General features: G+C 57.6%; 15 protein-coding genes. 6 read left to right on the top strand and 9 right to left on the bottom strand.

The features are described 5' to 3' along the window. The 5 genes from ACPYOI_RS13290 to ACPYOI_RS13270 form a co-directional block, all read right to left on the bottom strand. Positions 1–854: oligosaccharide flippase family protein (locus tag ACPYOI_RS13290; protein ID WP_481422936.1), on the bottom strand; the 854-nt coding region annotated here is incomplete at its 3' end. Between the two features lie 84 nt (positions 855–938). Continuing rightward, positions 939–2,816 (bottom strand): FAD-dependent oxidoreductase, encoded by a 1,878-nt coding sequence (locus tag ACPYOI_RS13285; protein WP_481417316.1) that lies wholly within the window; start codon positions 2,814–2,816, stop codon positions 939–941. Between the two features lie 7 nt (positions 2,817–2,823). Further along, the gene (locus ACPYOI_RS13280; RefSeq protein ID WP_481417315.1) at positions 2,824–3,963 is read right to left on the bottom strand and encodes an NAD(P)/FAD-dependent oxidoreductase; all 1,140 of its coding nucleotides are present in this window, start codon (positions 3,961–3,963) and stop codon (positions 2,824–2,826) included. 68 nt (positions 3,964–4,031) lie between these two features. After that, positions 4,032–5,459, bottom strand: coding sequence for a mannose-1-phosphate guanylyltransferase/mannose-6-phosphate isomerase (locus ACPYOI_RS13275; RefSeq protein ID WP_481417314.1), 1,428 nt, complete (start codon positions 5,457–5,459; stop codon positions 4,032–4,034). Between the two features lie 45 nt (positions 5,460–5,504). Beyond that, positions 5,505–6,941, bottom strand: a complete 1,437-nt coding sequence (locus ACPYOI_RS13270; protein ID WP_481422935.1) for a phosphomannomutase — start codon at positions 6,939–6,941, stop codon at positions 5,505–5,507. A 536-nt stretch (positions 6,942–7,477) separates the two neighbouring features. On the opposite strand from ACPYOI_RS13270, the gene ACPYOI_RS13265 reads away from it, so the two are divergent. The 3 genes from ACPYOI_RS13265 to ACPYOI_RS13255 all read left to right on the top strand — a co-directional run bounded on the left by ACPYOI_RS13265 (position 7,478) and on the right by ACPYOI_RS13255 (position 10,776). Continuing rightward, positions 7,478–8,215 carry a sugar transferase gene (locus ACPYOI_RS13265; protein WP_481417312.1) on the top strand — a complete coding sequence of 246 codons (738 nt, stop codon included), beginning with the start codon at positions 7,478–7,480 and terminating at the stop codon, positions 8,213–8,215. A gap of 242 nt (positions 8,216–8,457) precedes the next feature. Beyond that, a complete protein-coding gene (locus ACPYOI_RS13260; protein ID WP_481417311.1) occupies positions 8,458–9,042 on the top strand; it encodes a hypothetical protein in 585 nt (194 codons plus the stop codon). A gap of 483 nt (positions 9,043–9,525) precedes the next feature. Further along, positions 9,526–10,776 (top strand): polysaccharide biosynthesis/export family protein, encoded by a 1,251-nt coding sequence (locus ACPYOI_RS13255; protein WP_168829722.1) that lies wholly within the window; start codon positions 9,526–9,528, stop codon positions 10,774–10,776. Between the two features lie 743 nt (positions 10,777–11,519). Here ACPYOI_RS13255 and ACPYOI_RS13250 read toward each other — a convergent pair. The 3 genes from ACPYOI_RS13250 to ACPYOI_RS13240 form a co-directional block, all read right to left on the bottom strand. Beyond that, positions 11,520–12,293 (bottom strand): metallophosphoesterase family protein, encoded by a 774-nt coding sequence (locus ACPYOI_RS13250; RefSeq protein WP_481417310.1) that lies wholly within the window; start codon positions 12,291–12,293, stop codon positions 11,520–11,522. Between the two features lie 1,246 nt (positions 12,294–13,539). Further along, positions 13,540–13,806, bottom strand: a complete 267-nt coding sequence (locus tag ACPYOI_RS13245; RefSeq protein WP_481422934.1) for a DUF2934 domain-containing protein — start codon at positions 13,804–13,806, stop codon at positions 13,540–13,542. A 129-nt stretch (positions 13,807–13,935) separates the two neighbouring features. Next, the gene (locus tag ACPYOI_RS13240; RefSeq protein WP_481417308.1) at positions 13,936–14,334 is read right to left on the bottom strand and encodes a VOC family protein; all 399 of its coding nucleotides are present in this window, start codon (positions 14,332–14,334) and stop codon (positions 13,936–13,938) included. Positions 14,335–14,517: 183 nt separating this feature from the next. Here ACPYOI_RS13240 and ACPYOI_RS13235 point away from each other — a divergent pair, with 183 nt between their 5' ends. The 3 genes from ACPYOI_RS13235 (at position 14,518) to ACPYOI_RS13225 (ending at position 16,683) form a co-directional block, all read left to right on the top strand. Further along, the gene (locus ACPYOI_RS13235; RefSeq protein WP_481417307.1) at positions 14,518–15,162 is read left to right on the top strand and encodes a ThuA domain-containing protein; all 645 of its coding nucleotides are present in this window, start codon (positions 14,518–14,520) and stop codon (positions 15,160–15,162) included. 158 nt (positions 15,163–15,320) lie between these two features. Beyond that, positions 15,321–16,478: a fumarylacetoacetate hydrolase family protein gene (locus ACPYOI_RS13230; protein WP_481417306.1), complete on the top strand. Its 1,158-nt coding sequence runs from the start codon at positions 15,321–15,323 to the stop codon at positions 16,476–16,478. A 52-nt stretch (positions 16,479–16,530) separates the two neighbouring features. Then, positions 16,531–16,683 carry a hypothetical protein gene (locus ACPYOI_RS13225; RefSeq protein WP_481417305.1) on the top strand — a complete coding sequence of 51 codons (153 nt, stop codon included), beginning with the start codon at positions 16,531–16,533 and terminating at the stop codon, positions 16,681–16,683. Positions 16,684–16,696: 13 nt separating this feature from the next. Here the strand turns inward: ACPYOI_RS13225 and scpA are convergent, their stop codons facing one another. After that, entirely contained in the window at positions 16,697–18,835 is a 2,139-nt protein-coding gene (gene scpA / locus ACPYOI_RS13220; protein WP_481417304.1) for a methylmalonyl-CoA mutase, read from the bottom strand. Positions 18,836–18,919: the final 84 nt, after the last annotated feature.

Here is an 18,919-nt window from a genome sequence, read left to right as displayed (position 1 = left end):
GAGTGAATGTAGTGCGCGCTGACTTCAGCCTTCGATCGGTTGATGGCAATGTAGTAAAGGTTCGCCCAGAGCGGGTTGCCGACGGCGTTTGCAGCAAAATAACCGATCTGGTTGGCGTAACTATAACCGCCCAGCGCTGCGGCTCCGAGCTTGCGAGAAACCTGCGAATTCTCAAACATGCGCGTCAAGAGATCCATAAGACGCGTAGACAGGATCTGGCTACCCATTCCAGTATGGGAAAAAAGCGATCTCAAACTAAACTGCAGCCGTGGCAGGAACGGTGAGGCCGCATTGAGAACAATGGCGCGCGTCGTGTAGGTCGTCACATAAAGAGTGACCATCGACCATACACCGAAGCCCAGCAGGGCCATCGATATGCCGACGACGGCGCCCAGGATGTTACCGGCAAGATCGGCGGCCGCATTTGGGACAAGGTTGCCCTGCCGCAGCAGCCGTGCATTCGGGATAACGCTCACGACGACCATAAGAAGTGTAAAGCTCAGCGCAAATATGATCTCCGGCAATCTCGGCTGGCTGGCGAAGTGGGCGACTGCAACGGAAGCCAACCACACGAGACCCATCAGAACGACGCCGCCCACGAGGAGCGCCCAGAAGGCGCTTGACCAGACGAGGTGGTCATCGGTTTTCTCCCGAGCCAGGCTATCTCCGAGACCGGCGTCAGATAGAAGCATCACAAACGATATGATCGGCAGTGCAAGTGCGTAGACGCCGAGTTCGCTAGGACCGAGCAGATTGGCCATCAGCGGCAGGAGGATCGCCTGTAGACCGATGCGCGTCACATTTGTGAGCACGCCGGAGAGAACATTTACTGCAAGGCGCTTACTCGTTGCCACCCCAACACCTCCGGTCGGAAACAATGCAGTTCTCGAGGTCAGCCACAACTAGGATAGGCGGTATCGCAGCGCACATCTTAGACCTCAACTCCCGGGTGTCAAAGCAGGAGGTCGTCGCGTCCGGCCGATCAAGCTCGTCAAATGCGCCGCCAATCGCAGGGACATTGCAACGGCTGGCAGCGTCGGATTCGCCTGACTCGAGCTTGGAAACACCGAACTGCCGGCAACGAAAAGATTGGCGACGTCATGGGTTCGGCAATCGCCGTCAACGATACCTTTGTGACGGTCCGATGACATGCGGGTCAAACCGATCTGATGATATCCGTCGATCGCCTGGGCGGCTATCCACTCCTCGAGAGTTTCCTCAGGTCTTAAAAATGTCAGCCGCCCCATGCCCGTTTGCTCAAGTCTTTCTCCAAGCAAGCGGTGGGCTCTCATGACCGAGCGAAAATCCTCGGGCGAATAGCGAAAATCGACGTCCAGACGATGGGAGCCATTCGCATCGGTCGCCGGGCTTAACGTGACGCGACTTCGCGAAAAGGGCGAATGTTCAGCGTGATAGCGCAATAGATAAGTATTTGTCGGGCTCACGAACGAGAATTGCGGATATCTCTCGGGCGACAGAAACTTACCAACGAGAAGCCGTGAGCTGCCGTAGAGGGTCTGCATCGGATGTATGGCGATATTCCTGAAATGTGCGCTCGAGGCCTCGCGCGCTGAAATCGAGTTGCGGAAGACCGGATCACGGGAGCGCCTTATTAGGTGACGCGCCATATAAAAGAGCGAGACGGCCCCATTTCCAACAATGACCTCATCCGGACGCAAGCTGTCGGGCCAAAAGGCAATATTGAGCAGGTGGTTCGCCTTCTGCACCCCGGCTGTCGGCACGAAACGCTCGCGAATAACGGTTCCGCTTCGCGAGGATTTGAAGAGGAACTTTGCTGCGCGGGCTGCCGATGCGAATGTGATCGTCGATATCTCTCCGGTCAGGTGGCCCATGTAAAACCGGCCCAGCGGACCATCGAGGCCGCCGAAGAGATCAGGCTTTTCCGTCTGCAGTTCCAGCAGCAGTCTCGTATTCTCGCGGCCGCCTCCCGCAAGCACGAAATGTGGCGCATGGATCAACCGGCTGGATCGTCCGGTGATGGCAGTTAGCGCCCTCAGGCGCCCGGTATCAACGTCGAGGTGCAGCTTGGTTGCGGTGCAATTCTTGACGATTTTCAGCGATGTCTCGCTCTGCAGCCTGTTGAAATTTGCGCGCGCGGTGTTCTGGGTTCGTGTCCAGCTTTCAAGCGAGAGTTCAAAGATATCATCGCCCGCATCATCCGGCCTCTCATTGTGGTCGGCCGTGAGCATTTTACGCGCGGCAGCGTAAAACGGCTTCAATGCATCGTGTCCGATCGGCCAGATGCTGTCGGTGACATAATCCCGTTGCTCGAAATCAATGTCGTTATACTCCACGCACCGCCCGCCCCAGCGAAGAGACGTCCCGCCCAGCGCGCGCACCACAGTCGCCTCCGAAGAGTGATGGTGCTTTTCGTTGTAAGACGCGAGGGAGGACAACTCCCGCGTCCGCCTGTCCGGCCGTTCTGCTCCCGACTCCAGAAGGAGCGTCCTGATCCCATTCGCCGCAAGCGTCAAAGCTACGGCCAAACCGACGGGACCAGCGCCGACGACGCACACTTCGCACCATTGGGGCGGCACACCATTCAGATCGGCAAACATGACCAGGCCCCCATCTGGCTGAACAACAACTTGCATGAAAGACGAGAGTTTCAACGATGCCAGAATATTTAGCAGTGAGAGCCAGACCATCCAAGCATAATTTTGATCATGAAAATATACGATCAAGTATTCTTGCCGCAGGCTGTGGTCAAAAAGCGACCTCCGTCTGATTGTCATGGCAACTATTACGTATCCGTTACAAAAACGACTATGAACGATAGAGTCGCGACCATCCATGACCTAGTTATTCCGCCGCCTCCTTGGTCTCTTGACCCAGACCGAGTTTCGCGGCGACAAGTTCGGCGAGCGCGAGTGAACTGGTCAATCCTGGACTTTCGATGCCGAAAAGGTTCACAAGCCCTGGGACACCATGCTCGGCGGGTCCGTCGATGCGAAAGTCCGGCTGAGACATTTCGGGGCCATGAATCTTGGGCCTCATACCCGCATATGCCGGCTGCAGCGACCCCTCCTGCAAACCGGGCCAATAGACCTTGATCGCTTTGTAGAACGCGGCGGATCGAGCAGGATCCACCGACAGGTCATCTTCGCGCTCGACCCATTCGACGTCCGGTCCGAAGCGGCAATTTCCTTGCATGTCGATCGTGGCATGAACGCCGAGGCCGGCTGCCTCCGGCAGCGGATAGACCAGCCTGGAAAAGGGCTGGCGCCCTGTGAGCGAAAAATAGTTGCCTTTGGCGTACCATTGCCGCGGAATAGCTTCGCTGGAAAGACCCGATGTTTGCGCCGCAAGGCGTGGCGCGCCATGGCCGGCCGCATTAACGACATAGCGCGCGGTGACCTCCATCGCATCGCTGCCGGTCGTCGTGACGGAGATCGAAGTACCATCCGGCTGCAGCCGGCCAACTTGCGTATGCAGGACAAGAAGGCCGCCCGCGGCTTGCAGGTCAGCCTCAAGAGCCTGCATAAAGGCATGACTATCGATAATGCCGGTCTCGCCGGATAGAAAACCGGCAACGCAGGCTACGTCCGGCTCCAGCTCCCGGATCTCTTCCCGCGTCTTCCAGGACAGGCCCTCGACGCCATTTTCAACGGCATTGTCGAAGATTGCCTTAAGCTTGGGGCGCTGGTCGTCCGAAGTTGCCAGCATGAGTTTCCCGCACCGGCGAAACGGCACATTGTGAAGCGTGCAATAGCGGTAAAGCATGCGTCGGCCGTGCACGCATGCAAGCGCGCGGATCGATCCCGGCGGGTAATACAGCCCTGCGTGAATGACCTCGGAGTTCCGCGACGAGGTCTCCATGCCGATGGCGCCGTTGCGTTCAAGCACCAGAGTTTCCAAGCCTGCCATGGCGAGGCGACGCGCAATGGCGAGGCCGACGACCCCGCCGCCGATGACAATGCAATCGACATTGTAGTCACTCATCTGCCTGCCTTCCGTGTTGCTGCCCTCGCGCGATTCCGTCGCCACCCCATAGCCACGTCGGTCGGCCGCTACTGGCGGCCGAACTCATCGACAATGCGGATGATATCGTCCTCACCGAGATAGGAGCCTGTCTGCACTTCGATGAGCTCAAGCAGGATCTTGCCCGGGTTGGCGAGACGGTGCACTTCACCGAGGGGGATGTATACGGACTCGTTTTCTCTCAGCATCTTGATCTCCTCGCCGATCGTCACTTCTGCGGTACCCTTTACGACGATCCAGTGCTCGGAGCGGTGATGGTGTCGCTGCAGCGAGAGCTTCTTGCCTGGCGTGACGAAGATGCGCTTGACCTGGAACCGCTCGCCGTTCAACACCGACGTATATCCTCCCCAAGGTCTGTATGAGGTCGGATGGGTCTCGGTGAGCTTGGCGGTGGGCGACTTTGCGGCGAGCGTCTTGACCAGGCTGCCGACATTCTGGCTGTCCTTCAGCCGGCCCACATAGACGGCGTCCTCGCTGGCTATGACGGCAACGTCTTCAAGTCCCTGCACGGCGAGATGCACACCATGGGTCATGACCAGCGAATTCCTGGTGTTGACCAGCGTGGTGTTGGCGGCCGCCAGATTACCCTCGGCATCCCGCTTGCCGCTTTTCCAGACGGAATCCCAGCTTCCAAGGTCCGACCAGCTGAACCGGGCGGGCACGACCGCCGCGTTTTCCGTCTTCTCCATGATCGCGTAGTCGATCGAGATGTCCGGGCACTGCGCAAAGCTCTGAGCGTCAAGCCGTGTGAAATCAAGGTCTCGCACGGCCTTCTTGACGGCTGCCTCGGCATTACGGAGAACGTCCGGAGCAAACCTGCGATACTCTGCAAGCAGCTTGCCCACAGGGAGCATGAATATTCCTGAATTCCACAGGAAGCGCCCGGCAGCCAGCAACCTCTCCGCCTCCTCGGCGGATGGCTTTTCCACAAAGGTCCTGACCCTGTGGGCACCGGAGGGCAGTGTCTCACCCGTCTCGATGTAGCCGTAGCCTGTCGCCGGCGTGGTCGGCGCGATGCCGAAGGTAACGAGCATGCCGTCCGCCGCCGCCTCGCGCGCAAGCTTGATGGCGTCGAAATAGCTCTCGTCGGCTACGATCTCGTGATCGGAAGCGAGTACCTGGATAATGACGTCCTCGCCATACTCTTCGGCGATCAGGCAGGCGGCTGCGGCGACCGCCGGCGCTGTGTTACGCGCGACGGGCTCCAGAAGAACAGCCGACAACTTAACCCCCTTTTCGCGCGCCTGTTCGGCGACCAGGAAGCGGAATTCCTCGTTGGTCACAACGACGGGCGCCTCGAAAAGTGCGCCGTCGGCGAGCCTTGCGAGCGTATCCTGGAAGAGCGTTTGATCGCCGATGAAACGAATGAACTGCTTTGGTGCACTGGAGCGGGAGAGTGGCCATAACCTGGTTCCCTTGCCGCCTGCCATGATCACGGGCACGACTCTTGCTGACATTGCATTTCCTTCGAGGTTTGATCCCTGGAGACGAGTGAGAATGCGTCACATTCGGGCGTGTCCCGCGCGCCCTTCAGCCCAGTTTCGTATGATATCCAGGCCACGGCTTAACAAGGCGTCGGCCCCACGGTCGGTCTTACTCTCAACGTAACAGCGCATTTCCGGCGCGTTGCCTGACGGCCTGAAATGAATGACGTCGCCGCCCGCCAGGGTTATCCGCAGGCCATCGACGTCGCTTTTGCCTACGCTGGATCCAAGCGGGGCAAGAAAAGCACTAATGGCGTCATCTGACGAACGCAGGTGACGCATCAGTGCGTCGCTGGTCTCCGTCGGAAAATTTTCCAAGCGGTCGGCCTTGGCGACGAAGAACTCGAACTGATCACCTATTTCGGAAAGCTTTATCTGCCGGCAGGCCATGAGGTTTAGAGCAGCCAGAATTGGGACAAAGCTGTCGCGCGTCGGAAGCGGTTTGAAAGGGCGGCCGTTGGCGATAAACGGACTGGCAGTCAGGAAGCCGCCATTCGCCTCGAAACCGACGACATTCCCGTCGCCGGCACGCACGGCCTCGTCCATCTCGGCAATTACATAAGGCGACCCGACGCGAGTGCGCACGACGCGCAGGTCCCGAGCATTCTCGATGCCGGAATTGGAGGTAACAGGTGTAACGACCGTTGTTGCACCAAGGAATCTCGCGGCAACGATCCCTAGCAGATCACCGCGCAAAGGAGTTCCGTCTTCGTCGGCAACAAGCGGCCGATCGCCGTCGCCGTCAGCCGATACGATCGCGTCCAGCTCTAGGCTACTGACCCACTCTCTCAGAAGCGTCAGTGTGTGCGGAGAGAGCGCTTCGGTATCGACCGGAATGAAGCTTTCGAAACGGCCAAGGGGGACCACCGTGGCGCCGTAAGAGGACAGCACATCAACAAGCAGGTCGCGCGCAACGGTACTGTGCTGGTAGACGCCGATTTTCAATCCGGTCAGAGCGCCCGGCGGCAAAAGATCGCGGTTCCGCGCGGCGAACAACGACGTACACGCTTCGGCAGCGCGCAGGTTACTTACAGGCGAAAGTGCTCCGCGCGGGAGTTCCACCCGTGCCGCTTCATCGCCAATCGCCGCCTCGTCGGACTTATCGATCTCTCCGTCCGGGCGGTAGAACTTGATGCCGTTACGGTCCGCAGGGATATGCGAGCCTGTGATCATAAGCGCGGGCGCCCCCAGTTCAGCGGCAAACAGTGCCAGCGCCGGTGTCGGAACCGCTCCACAATGGATTGGAATCAGACCCTCGGCCCGAAGCGCGGCATCGCAGATATTCGCGATTTCCGGACTTGATTGGCGATAGTCCTGGCCAACGAGAACTTCGTCGCCGGCGCCTAGATCGCCCCGATTGAGCATATGTCTCGCAAAACCAGTGGCGTAGATATAGGCGCCGCCGTCAAGCAAGTCTTCGACAAGGCCCCGAACACCACTCGTACCAAACTTCATGCGACGCCCTTCAACACACGACTTCGCCAATGCAACGCAGCAAGCATTGCGGGTACATTTGCTATCTCAGTTCGTTATTTTCTCCACCCTCGAAATCCTAAACAAGTATTACCTGAGCATCAAGTAATATTTTTCTTATCCAAATTTCTAAGGATACAGTCCGCTTTAGGTGATTGATTGTAACGCCTCCGGATGATGGCGGCGCCGATAACTCAGCCGGAGAGCTGCGGCATCATCCAGATGGCTCATCAAAAATGATTATCAAGCAGGATGATAAAATATTTAGCCAATCAATGCATTTATCGTTTTAAGTAGATCACAAAAGCTAGATTTTGCCGATCATGTAACACTTCTGTGACGCGTATCTGGTAATGTTTGTGCTTCTCTCGTGAACTATCCTATCAAGACGTCCATATTTCAGTGCCACAATCCAGTCTAGAAGCGCTTTAGACCAATTTTTAACTAATCATTAAGCAAGCTATTTACTTTTGAACAAGTGTTGCTATGCTTTTTTCTATCACGCATTGGGGATAGTCATGGAGTTCGCACACCGCGTCGTCGGCGTCGCAGTGCCGTTGAAGCGTGAAGAGGGGAAGGGCGCGACCTTTGTCGGGGTCGCGCGGCCCTTCATTCTGCCTCAGAATGTCGCTGCGTTTGCGCCAAAGAAGCGCTTTCAGCTTGGGGTCAAGCGGCTTCTCGATATTGTAGTATCGGCAGCGGCACTACTTGTTTTACTACCCGCTTTTCTTTTGATCGCATTGGTCCTCAGGCTCGATAATCCTGGACCAGTGTTTTTCAGGCAGATGAGATGGGGACTGAACGGACGACAGATCGAAGTCCTGAAATTTCGGTCCATGCGCGCCGATAGCTGCGACAGGAGCGGCGTCACTCAGACGGTTGCCAATGATCCGCGGCTGACGCGTGTGGGCGCAATCCTACGGCGGACGAACATCGACGAGTTGCCGCAACTTTTGAACGTCTTTCGCGGGGACATGTCGCTCGTTGGTCCGCGATGCCACGCAATCAACATGCTGGCGGCCGGGCGGCTCTATGAGGAACTCGTTCCGGAATATCATCGCCGCCACGCTGTTCGGCCGGGCATCACGGGATTGGCCCAGCTCAGGGGGCTGCGCGGACCGACAGTCCGGCCATGCAAAGCGCGCGCCCGTATCGTGAGCGACCTTTATTACATAGAAAACTTCAGTCTGTGGTTTGACATCAAGATTATCGTCGGGACGATCATTAACGAAATTCGAGGCGGCAGCGGCTTCTAGAGCAACGGCAACCCCGCAAGACTAATAGACAGCCCAGGAGCCGTCGGCCCTGGGCTTTCTTGTTTCGATACGCAAAGCGATAGTATCGCGGAAATCGGCTAGACGTTCATCTTGCGTGTTGCCGCTGCAGAATTTCTGTGAACTCAGAATCCGGGAGCTTGTGTATTAACATTTAAACCTGCCAATGATAGCAGGATAAACCCGCGTGGCGGTTCCGTCGATTGCGCCGCAGTTTGGTTCCCATGAAGTCTAACGAGAAACTCGATCTATTCGCAGAGCTGATACGCGGGCATAATGCGCTGCGAACGCGCGACGGGCAGAAATCCGTTCTGCTCGATGAGCTTGCCGATATAGTCGGGCGCCCGCCGGAGGCTTTCGGGCAAGCTGAAGCCCAAACCGCCGCCTGGTTTGTCAGCGGCTATACCCGGCTCTCGCAAAGCGAATCCCTCCCGAGCCGGCATTGGGACCGCCCATTCAGGGACGCGTCCGATCTTTTCCGGTGCCTCAGTGCCTGCAGGTTGCTCCTTGAGAGTGCAGGCGTGGCGCTGCAGGCCGAAAGCAGCGCCGAGGCAATCGAGCGTGCTCTCTACGCGGAGTACTTCCAAGTCCGCTGCAGCCGAGCGGCCGAGAAGCGGTATTATTCGAAGTGGCGGCGACTGATCCGGCGCGGCGCATGGCAGCGTGAGGCCGACCATATTCAGCAGGTCGCGGCGCTGTTCAACACGGATATCGCGACATTGCTTGGAAGTGGCGGCAATCTGGCCCATCCGAAGGCGAGGATTGCGGCTACGGCGCGCTTCTTCATCGCAATTGAGACGTCCCGATAGCCTCCTACAGGGCAGCCAAAGGCGGCGCATAGCGCTAGCGCACTGCTCGCGTGCCTAGCACATTTTCGTATATCAGGCGCCAATACTGCACACCCATCACGGCGATCACCCGGCAACGGTGTAGCCGTCCTCCGAGCTTGGTGACGGTCGCTTCAGACCCACCGAAGATCCAATTCCTTGCGCGCCCCAGGATAATCCAAGCATTATCAATAGACCCGGATGATGTACACGCGGCAAGCAAATATTCAACGCCTTCCTGCAAACAATAGTCTTGTCTATTTGGAAAAATTGACGGCCAAAATCATTGTACTTTACGTTATGAGATATATGCCAAATACATTAATCGTTGCATTTTAGCTTTTTTGCGCCAGAATAGAGTAGCGCGCATCGATAAATAGATGGAAATACTGTGCACACCTAGTGAATGGACGTATCCATAAATTAGATCGAGGCAGCCTTTATTTTGGTAGCGGAGTTCCGGACATGAGAGCAAGTCTTTCCCAGAGTCTGAACGCCACGCGGAAACGTGTTTTGCTGGCATGTGCTGCAATGGTCATGACCATGCCGCAGGTGTGGGGAGCAGATGATTACGTCCTCGGGGTTATGGACAAGGTCACGATCCGCGTGGCCGAATGGCAGACAGCGGAAGGCACGATCCGTGACTGGTCTTCGGTGGCGGGCGTTTATACCGTTGGTCCATCCGGTGCGTTGTCTCTCCCATTCCTCGGCGAGGTGCCGGCAGCTGGCCGGCCCACCAGCGCGATTGCCGAGGATATCGGGAGCGGTCTCGAAATTCTCTTCGGTCTCAAGAACCGGCCTTCCGCCTCCGTCGAATTGGCTGAGTTCCGCCCCATCTTCGTCTCCGGCGATGTCGAGAAGCCCGGGGAGTATCCGTTCACCCCAAAGCTGACTTTGTCTAAAGCCATGACACTGGCTGGGGGACTGCGCCGCACGGATGGCCGGTTTGGGCGGGACCTCATTTCCGCCAAGGGCGAGGTTTCCGTCGACATGGCGCAGAAGGGCCGTCTCTTGGCCCGCCGCGCGCGGCTTCAGGCGGAAATCGCCAACCAGGATGTCATCACGCCTCCGAAGGAGCTCAAAGACTTTCCAGATGCAAAAACACTGCTTGAGAGCGAAGCCGCACTCATGGACTCCCGAAAGAAGCGGCTGGCGCTGCAGCTCGAAGCTTTGGATAATCTGAAGAAGTTGCTCTCGAGCGAGATTGTTTCGCTGCAGAAGAAGACCGAGAGCCAGACGCGTCAGCTTGAATTGGCGAGGGAGGATCTAAACAAGGTCGAGGACCTGGCCGAACGTGGACTGGCGCTCAGTGCGCGCAAGCTGGCATCAGAACAGCGTGCGTCCGACATTGAGTCGACGCTGCTCGACATCGACACAAGTTCGCTTCGTGCCAAACAGGACATAAGCAGGGCCGACCAGGACGAGATTACGCTGCGCAACGACCGTAGCGCCCAGCTCGCTCAGGAACTGCAGGATACCGAAGATGAAATTGACAAAGTCAATCTTCAGATTGCAACGAACAAAGGCCTGGTGTCCGAAGCGCTTGAGCAGTCCGTCGATGCCTCGCGTTTCGATCCCAATATCCAGGGGGCGAACCTTAGCTACGCGATCGTGCGAGAGGTGAAGGGTCAATTCAAGGAGGTCGAGGCCGAGGAAAACACCCTCCTGCAGCCGGGAGACCAAGTTAAGGTAAAAGCTGAACTGCTTGCCCAGTGAGGCTCGGCCCGGCGAGCGGAATCGCGGTTTCCTGAGAGGCTGACCAAGTTCAAGGCAAATCGTTGGGTGTGAGCATGCGGTTGTGAGCGCCCGTGATCTAGGCTTCTGCCAAGGCCTGACTTTTCGAAGTCCTTTCACGACCTGGCATACAAACATCCGCTTCGCGATAGAGAGTGGTTGAGCCACTCCGGCTTCAGGTAAGCCAGAAACTACTAAGCAAAACTTCTCGATCCGCACTGAGGCCGCGTCAATATAAAGGGCCCGCCGGGGTGTAGACGAGCCCTCGGGGAATAACATATTGGCTTCTAGGGCCCCGACCCGCTAGAAATGTAGCAACAATCCAAATCTTAATCAATATTAATTGACTTTACATATACTAAAATAACCTTTTATCCACAGAAGGAATCTACAGACATCATTTCGGCAATACCTAATTATCGCTTGCTGGCCGTGTATCGCTGGCTGATGCGCTCATCGCTATACTTAAAATAAGCCCATCGCGCCGCCGCAATGGCGCCAGCCCAGATTGCTATCGAAAGAGCCGCCAATGCGATCAAGGATTTGAGCCGTACAGTCATGTCGTATCCTGCCCTCTGGCAGCGGCACTGTATGGGGGACTTCCTAGCAAATGGTTGACGGCAGAGCTTTTGAGTTCCCAGGGTGCAATGCAGATTGCCATTCCGGCGAGCGCCGCAACCGCCGAGCGTCGGCGAGACGGGCGGTAAGAACCGACAGCGTCGGCTCTATGAGGACACCCTGTTCGTGTCAACGAATGAAACTTTGCCATTTAACAGCTTGAGCACCGTAAGGCGACCTGTTTCATAGACCCCCGTGTCAATGCCGATACGCTGACGGCCGAAACTCGGCTCCATGGTTACCGTATGACCGTGCACCACCGTAAACTCGAAGCCCGGGCCCTTCGAGAGAAACGGCTCTCGTATCCACGTCAGGTCGTAATCGCTTTGCTCGTTGAGCGGTACCGATGGCCGAATGCCGGCGTGAACGAAGACGACATCGTCAACTCTTGCGAGGATGGGTAGACCCTTGAGGAATTCGATATGCTGATCAGGAATGACCTGCCGGACAGCTTGGGCAAGACCTTGTGCGCCACCGGCAGACTTTAAAATATGATCTGCATCAATCCCGTAGGACATGAGCGTTTCCCGACCGCCGAAATCCAGCCAGGCTAGCTTTCGGGATGGATTGAGGCAAAACTGAAGAAATTCCTCGTCGTGATTTCCACACAGGAAAACGGACTCGAATGACGAGCTGGACCGACTGCACAGAAAATTCATGACAGACTTGGAGTGCAATCCGCGGTCTACATAGTCGCCGAGGAAGATCACGAGCGACCGGCCACCGATGACAGCAGCGTCTTTCTCAATTGCTGCGTAGGCCGCACGTAGCTGTTCATAGCAACCGTGGATGTCCCCGACTGCGTAAACGGCCGCATAATCCTTGCTGTCAAAACTGAGATGCGAACGTGTGGAGCCCCGTCGCTGCTTGCCAGTCTGCACTTTCGATAGAAGTCGCCTAGCAGCCCGCAGCATATCGCTCGTTTCAAATTCGACCCATTACAAACTTTGAACAGCCTATGGAAGATTCTTGAAAAAACCAAGGACATTTGCCGCTCGGCCCTTTCCGTCGCCTATCGCTCAATGAATAACGGGAGAATTCTATCTCTACCGCATACGCCCTGCACAAGCTTTGAAGCACAAGCTGACATGGCTTTGGAAAGAGAGGCCGATGACACTCCGTCTTAAATGCTTCCTGGCAATAACTGCAGCTTCTCTGCTTACGTGGGCTGGGATGCTGGGTATCGTAATATCGAGAGCATGGATCTGATCTATACTGACCACATCACGCACAGCGCCTCGCATTCTGCTTGAGCGCTCCGGTACGCTTCGCGTTTAACGCGAGCTCAGCGTCGCGTCGACCTACATGCCCTTATCGAAAATGATAACGAAGTTGATCGATGTCATTTGGTTGCCATGGAATGAACTTCTGCCTTTGTCTTGTTGTATTTATCGGATGAAATCTCAACCGAAGCGGTAAATAGCGCGTTCAAAAAAAGATATCGGGCTGAGATGTAACGTACTTGAAGTCATTTTGTGACCACCTTGGTCGTTCAGCTGTGGTACAAAAATAACGCTGTACGAAAAAAGACAATCGCCAATGTCAATAATAAAAACGTATAGAGTTCGCCTGAAGTATGTACTTAATATTGATTGGTTTTTGGCTTTAGGTTCAGCTTTCGCTTTATAATAATTTCTGTGGGTAAAAAGATGGCGCCAATTGACGTAACTTTACGAATCGTTAATCAAGGGCTTGATTGCAACGTATCTTCGGTACACACTCGCGTTAGTCTTCGCGAGGGTTTAAATCCGATGCACCTACTCGATACCAATTTTGACAATGTCAAGTTTACTAAGCGGCTCCTTCACACGCGAGCCGTGTTCGAGCCGAGACTTCTGGAAATTATCCGCTCCGCCCAAGCTCAAGGTTATGAGGCTGCGGAAGTAGCAATGGCCATAGCCGACGCGGCAGACGACCTGATCCTGGCCTTGGCTTCCGAACACAAAGCGCAGCATTAGCCGCGAGATCGGCTAAACTCGCTCCCGTCGCCCTCCCACTATTGCGACGCAGACCGGGCGATTGGCCGGCGCGGTTTATTTGTGCCGCCTTGCCCCTTCCAGAGAAGGACAGCGCACGCCGATACACGGACGGGCGGGGTTTTTCTCACAGACCGCGCGCAGCGTATCGCTAGCGCTTGGCCATGTGACGGAGCGGTTTCCGGACAGCGCCCGCAGTGCAAACCGCGTCATTATCACTGACGCGCATGAGGCGGCCGCTGGCACGCAACCTGTCGATGAGGTCGGTCCCATCGGGAGAAGCCCTTGTCATCTCGAGCTGTTCGAATTCGGCGGCCGCTTGGCCCCAATTCTCCCCGTCGCGTCCATAGGGGCGCCCTTCGGCCTCCCAAATGGCGTACGCCCGCTGGCTGATCCAATCTTCCTTATTACGAACCATGACGCCCCAACCCGAAACGTAAATAGCATGATTAAAAGCTACGAGATTTCGCTTACGGAGTGGTTACTTCCTCAAGAGAATTTTGAAGCGAACTGCTTCTAGGCCGCGTCGAAGAAAACCACCTTTGCTTCAGTCCTTCCTCTCGGCAAGCTCAATAAGGATGCCATCGGGATCGCGCAGAAAAGCGACCTTGTGCAGAACTTCTGAATTGTAAGCGAGACGCGGGCGCTCTTTTACCTCAACGCCCGCCGCTTCAAGCTTCGCAAAGGTTTCGTCGACGCTGCCGAACAGAAACGTCAGGTGGCGTAGACCGGCCACCCCTTCCGGCACGTCCGTCGCGCGTGCTGCCCCATGGAGAGGCGCGAACATTTCCAGCATGCCGCCCCCGGCGTCGAGGAACGCCACGTGCGAGCCGTCCGGCATCACCTTGCGCAAATGCAGGCGAAGGCCAAGCACGCCACAATAGAATCCGATGGCGCGATCCATGTCGCTCACCGTCATGCCGATATGTTCGAAAGATTTTAGCATGCAGACTCCTCCCACAGATAACGCGGGAGCTGACAGCCATGCCTTGCCGCCGTCAACCCCATCCGCGTGTCGGCGCACCGGCGCGTTCGCTTGCGATCCTCGACCACGGGCGTTATCTGGTTTGAGTGGCCGCAACGCCACTGTGCTACGAAATCCTGCGGCATCCGCATAGGGAGACAGAGCATGCGCAAAGCGATCATCGTCTGGGGCGGCTGGCAGGGTCACGAGCCGGAGCAATGCGCGGCCGTCGTCGGCGAGCTGCTGCGCGAAGACCGATTTTCCGTTGACGTGACCAGCGATCTCGACATCTTCGGCTCGCCGGTGATCGCGAAGGCGGATCTCGTCGTTCCGATCATTACCGGCGAAAAGCTGGAGAAGGCCCACGCGGATGCTTTGGCGGAAGCCGTTCGCGGCGGCCTTGGTCTCGGCGGCCACCATGGCGCGCTTGCTACTTCTTTCAAGGAAAGCGCCCCCTTCCGCTATGTCTCCGGGGTCACCTGGGTTTCACATCCGGGTAACATCATCGACTTCCGCGTGAACGTCAGCCGGCAAAACGACCCCTTGATGCATGGCATACCGGATTTCGACTATCGCTCGGAGCAGTACTACCTGCACTACGATCCCTCCGTCGAAATCCTCGCAACAACGACGTTTACCGGCGAACACGACGCTGCGACCCGCAATGTCGTGATGCCTGTCGTGTTCAAACGCCATTTCGGCGTAGGCCGCGTCTTCTATTCCGCGCTTGGCCATGCTGCAGCCGAGTTCGACCATCCATACATGCCTCTCATCCTTCGCCGCGGCCTGGCCTGGGCTGCGCGGCGGTAGCCTCTGCGGCCGATGCCGAACAGCATAGAGTCCCGCGACCGTCGTTCCCGTCGCGGTTTGAGCTTGCCCCGCCGGGAGAGATGTGATCGATATCGCGCGCTGCCGAAGGCGGCAAGATAAGGATCATCTGTAGAAGTTCGATCGCGATGGAGGTTATCATGTCCCAGCTTCTCGACCCCGCCTCATCAGGTGGCTTGTTTGTTGGCCGCGCCTGGAACCCGGAGGCGGCTGGCCCCGCGATCATCACGCTTCGGGATGGACAGATCGTCGACATCACATCTAGGGAAGCGCCGACATTGAGTGCGCTTTTGGAGAAAGCCGATCCGGCAGCTTTCGTTCGTGAGGCCAAGGGCAAGACGCTCGGCTCCGTTGACGCGATTGCGGCAAACAGCACCGGCAGTCCTGACGCTTCAAAACCCTATTTTCTGGCGCCGGTCGATCTTCAGGCTGTGAAGGCCTGCGGGGTGACCTTTGCACAATCGATGATCGAGCGCGTGATCGAGGAGAAGGCTGCAGGCAATCCCGATCGCGCGGCCTCGATCCGCGACCGCGTCGGCGTGCTGATCGGCGGCAGCCTTGCCAATATCAAGGCGGGCTCGCCGCAAGCGGCCAAAGTCAAGCAGGCGCTGATCGATGAGGGGATGTGGTCACAATATCTCGAAGTCGGCATCGGACCGGACGCCGAAGTCTTCACGAAGTCGCCGGTGCTCTCCTCCGTCGGCTGGGGTGCCGATGTCGGCCTGCATCCGATCTCCACCTGGAACAACCCGGAGCCCGAGATCGTGCTCGCGGTCAACAGCCGCGGCGAGATCAAGGGCGCAACGCTCGGCAACGATGTCAACCTGCGCGATGTCGAGGGCCGTTCCGCACTGCTGCTCGGCAAGGCGAAGGACAATAACGCCTCCTGCTCCATCGGTCCCCTCCTGCGCCTGTTCGACGCGAGCTATGGCCTTGACGACGTGCGCAAGGCCGAGCTTGATCTGAAGGTCACCGGCCAGGACGGGTTCGTGCTTCACGGCAAGAGCTCAATGTCGAAGATCAGCCGCGACCCGAGCGATCTCGTCAAGCAGACCTGTGGAGCGCACCACCAGTATCCAGATGGCTTCATGCTGTTCCTCGGTACGCTTTTTGCACCGACACAAGATCGGGACGCTCCCAATCAGGGCTTCACGCACAAGGTCGGCGATGTGGTCGAGATTTCTTCCGCCGGTCTCGGATCGCTCGTCAATACCGTTCGGCTCTCGACCGAATGCCCGCCATGGACGTTCGGCATTTCGGCATTGATGGCGAACCTCGCCAAGCGGGGCCTGCTTTGATTATGCCAGGCGCCAAATGTCCTCAGCGGCGCAATCAGGTTAGGACGCCTTGATGGATGATAACGTCATCAAATTTCAAAGGCCGAAGCCGCCCCGCAAGCCGAATCCGGCGTTGCGAAAGCTTCTCGTGGTACTGACCATCCTTATTCTGTTCGGCGCCGCCTGGGGCTATTTCACATTCTTCGGCGGACAGCCGGCGCCCTGAGCTGCCGGCGGCTTCAGGTGTTTCGCCTGATGCCCTGAAGCAGATCGAGCACCGAGTTTGCCGCGTCGAGCACATGGGTTCCCGGCCCGAAGATGGCGGAAACGCCGTTTTCGGCCAGAAACTGATAATCCTGCCGTGGGATAACGCCGCCGCAGATGACGATGACATCTCCACCGCCGTTTGCTCGCAACGCTTCGACGAGCTGCGGCAGCAGTGTCTTGTGGCCGGCCGCAAGCGATGAGACGCCAATGACATTGACGTTTTCTCCGATCGCCATCCGGGCCGCCTCCTCCGGCGTCTGGAACAGCGGACCGGCAAGCACGTCGAAGCCTATGTCCCCGAAAGCCGACGCGATCACCTTCGCGCCTCGGTCGTGGCCGTCCTGGCCGAGTTTGGCGACCATGATCTTTGGCTTGCGCCCAAGCGCGCCGGTTACCTCCGACATCCGGCTTTTCAATACGGCGAGTTCCGGCTCGTCGCGATAGGCCTCGCCATAGACGTCCTTGATGACCTCGGGTGTGGCGACGTGATCGCCGAAGGCCTTACGCATTGCATCGGAGATTTCACCGACGGTGGCGCGCGCCCGCGCTGCCTCGACCGCCGCAGCCAGCAGATTGCCTTGGCCGCTCCGCGCAACCTCTGAAAGCGTGCTAAGTGTCTGTGCAACCGCGGCGCTGTCGCGTCGCCGCTTTGTTTCCTCGAGCCTTTTTATCTGCGCGCTTCGCACCGCGCTGTTGTCGATCTCGAGAATATCGATCGGGTGTTCATTCTCGAGCCGGTATTTGTTGACCCCGACGATCACCTCGTCGCCCTTGTCCACCGCAGCCTGCCGCCGTGCGGCCGCTTCCTCGATCAGCCGCTTCGGCAGGCCGTCTTTGATGGCGCGCGTCATGCCGCCAAGCGCTTCGACCTGCTCGATCAGCGCCCATGCCTTTTCGGCAAGGTCGTTCGTCAGGTGTTCGACATAATAAGAGCCGGCTAAAGGATCGACGACTTTGGTGACCCCTGTCTCGTGCTGCAGGATGAGCTGGGTGTTGCGGGCGATGCGGGCCGAAAACTCTGTCGGCAGTGCGATCGCCTCGTCGAAGGAATTGGTGTGCAGCGACTGGGTGCCACCGAGAACCGCCGACATCGCCTCGAAGGCGGTCCGGATGATATTGTTGTAAGGATCCTGCTCCTGCAGCGACACGCCCGACGTCTGGCAATGGGTCCGCAGCATCAGCGAGGACGCCTTTTTCGGTTCGAACTCTTCCATGATCCGCGCCCAGAGCAGCCGTGCGGCGCGCAGTTTCGCGGCTTCCATGAAAAAGTTCATGCCGGTCGCGAAGAAGAAGGACAGCCGTCCGGCGAAATCGTCGACGTTGAGGCCCTTGGCGATTGCGGCACGGACATATTCCCGGCCGTCGGCGAGCGTGAAGGCAAGCTCCTGCACCAAGGTCGCGCCGGCCTCCTGCATGTGGTAGCCGGAAATCGAAATCGAATTGAACTTCGGCATTTCCTTCGCCGTATATTCGATGATGTCGGCGACGATCCGCATCGAAGGTTCTGGCGGATAGATATAGGTGTTGCGGACCATGAACTCCTTCAGAATGTCGTTCTGAATGGTTCCGGAAAGCTCGGCCGGCGAAACGCCCTGCTCCTCGCCCGCGACGATGAAGGAGGCGAGGATCGGGATCACGGCACCGTTCATGGTCATCGATACCGACATTTCATCCAGCGGAATGCCGTCGAAGAGGATCTTCATGTCCTCGACCGAGTCGATTGCGACTCCTGCCTTGCCGACGTCGCCGATGACGCGCGGATGATCGCTGTCATAGCCGCGGTGAGTGGCGAGATCGAAAGCGACCGATAGACCCCTCTGACCGGCAGCGAGGTTACGGCGGTAAAAGGCGTTGGAGTCCTCGGCCGTCGAGAAGCCTGCATATTGCCGGATTGTCCAGGGTCTGCCGGCATACATCGTCGCTCGCGGCCCGCGAGTGAAGGGCGCAAATCCCGGAAGGGAATCGAGATCGCTCACTCCTTCGAGATCGGCGGCGGTATAGAGCGGCTTGACGACAATGCCCTCGGGCGTATGCCAGGTCAGCTTCTCCTGCGAGCCGCCAATCTCCTTTTCGGCGAGTGCGGCCCAATCCGCGAGCGTCTTCTTGGTCATGTCATCCTCCGGCATTTCCTTGCGCCGCACGCTATCACTGGAAGAGCATGCCGCGCGATAGGGCCTTAGGATAATTCACGCGTG

The organism is Rhizobium sp. SVR5-2C, assembly GCF_056755115.1.
This window is presented reverse-complemented; position numbering and strand designations above follow the sequence as displayed.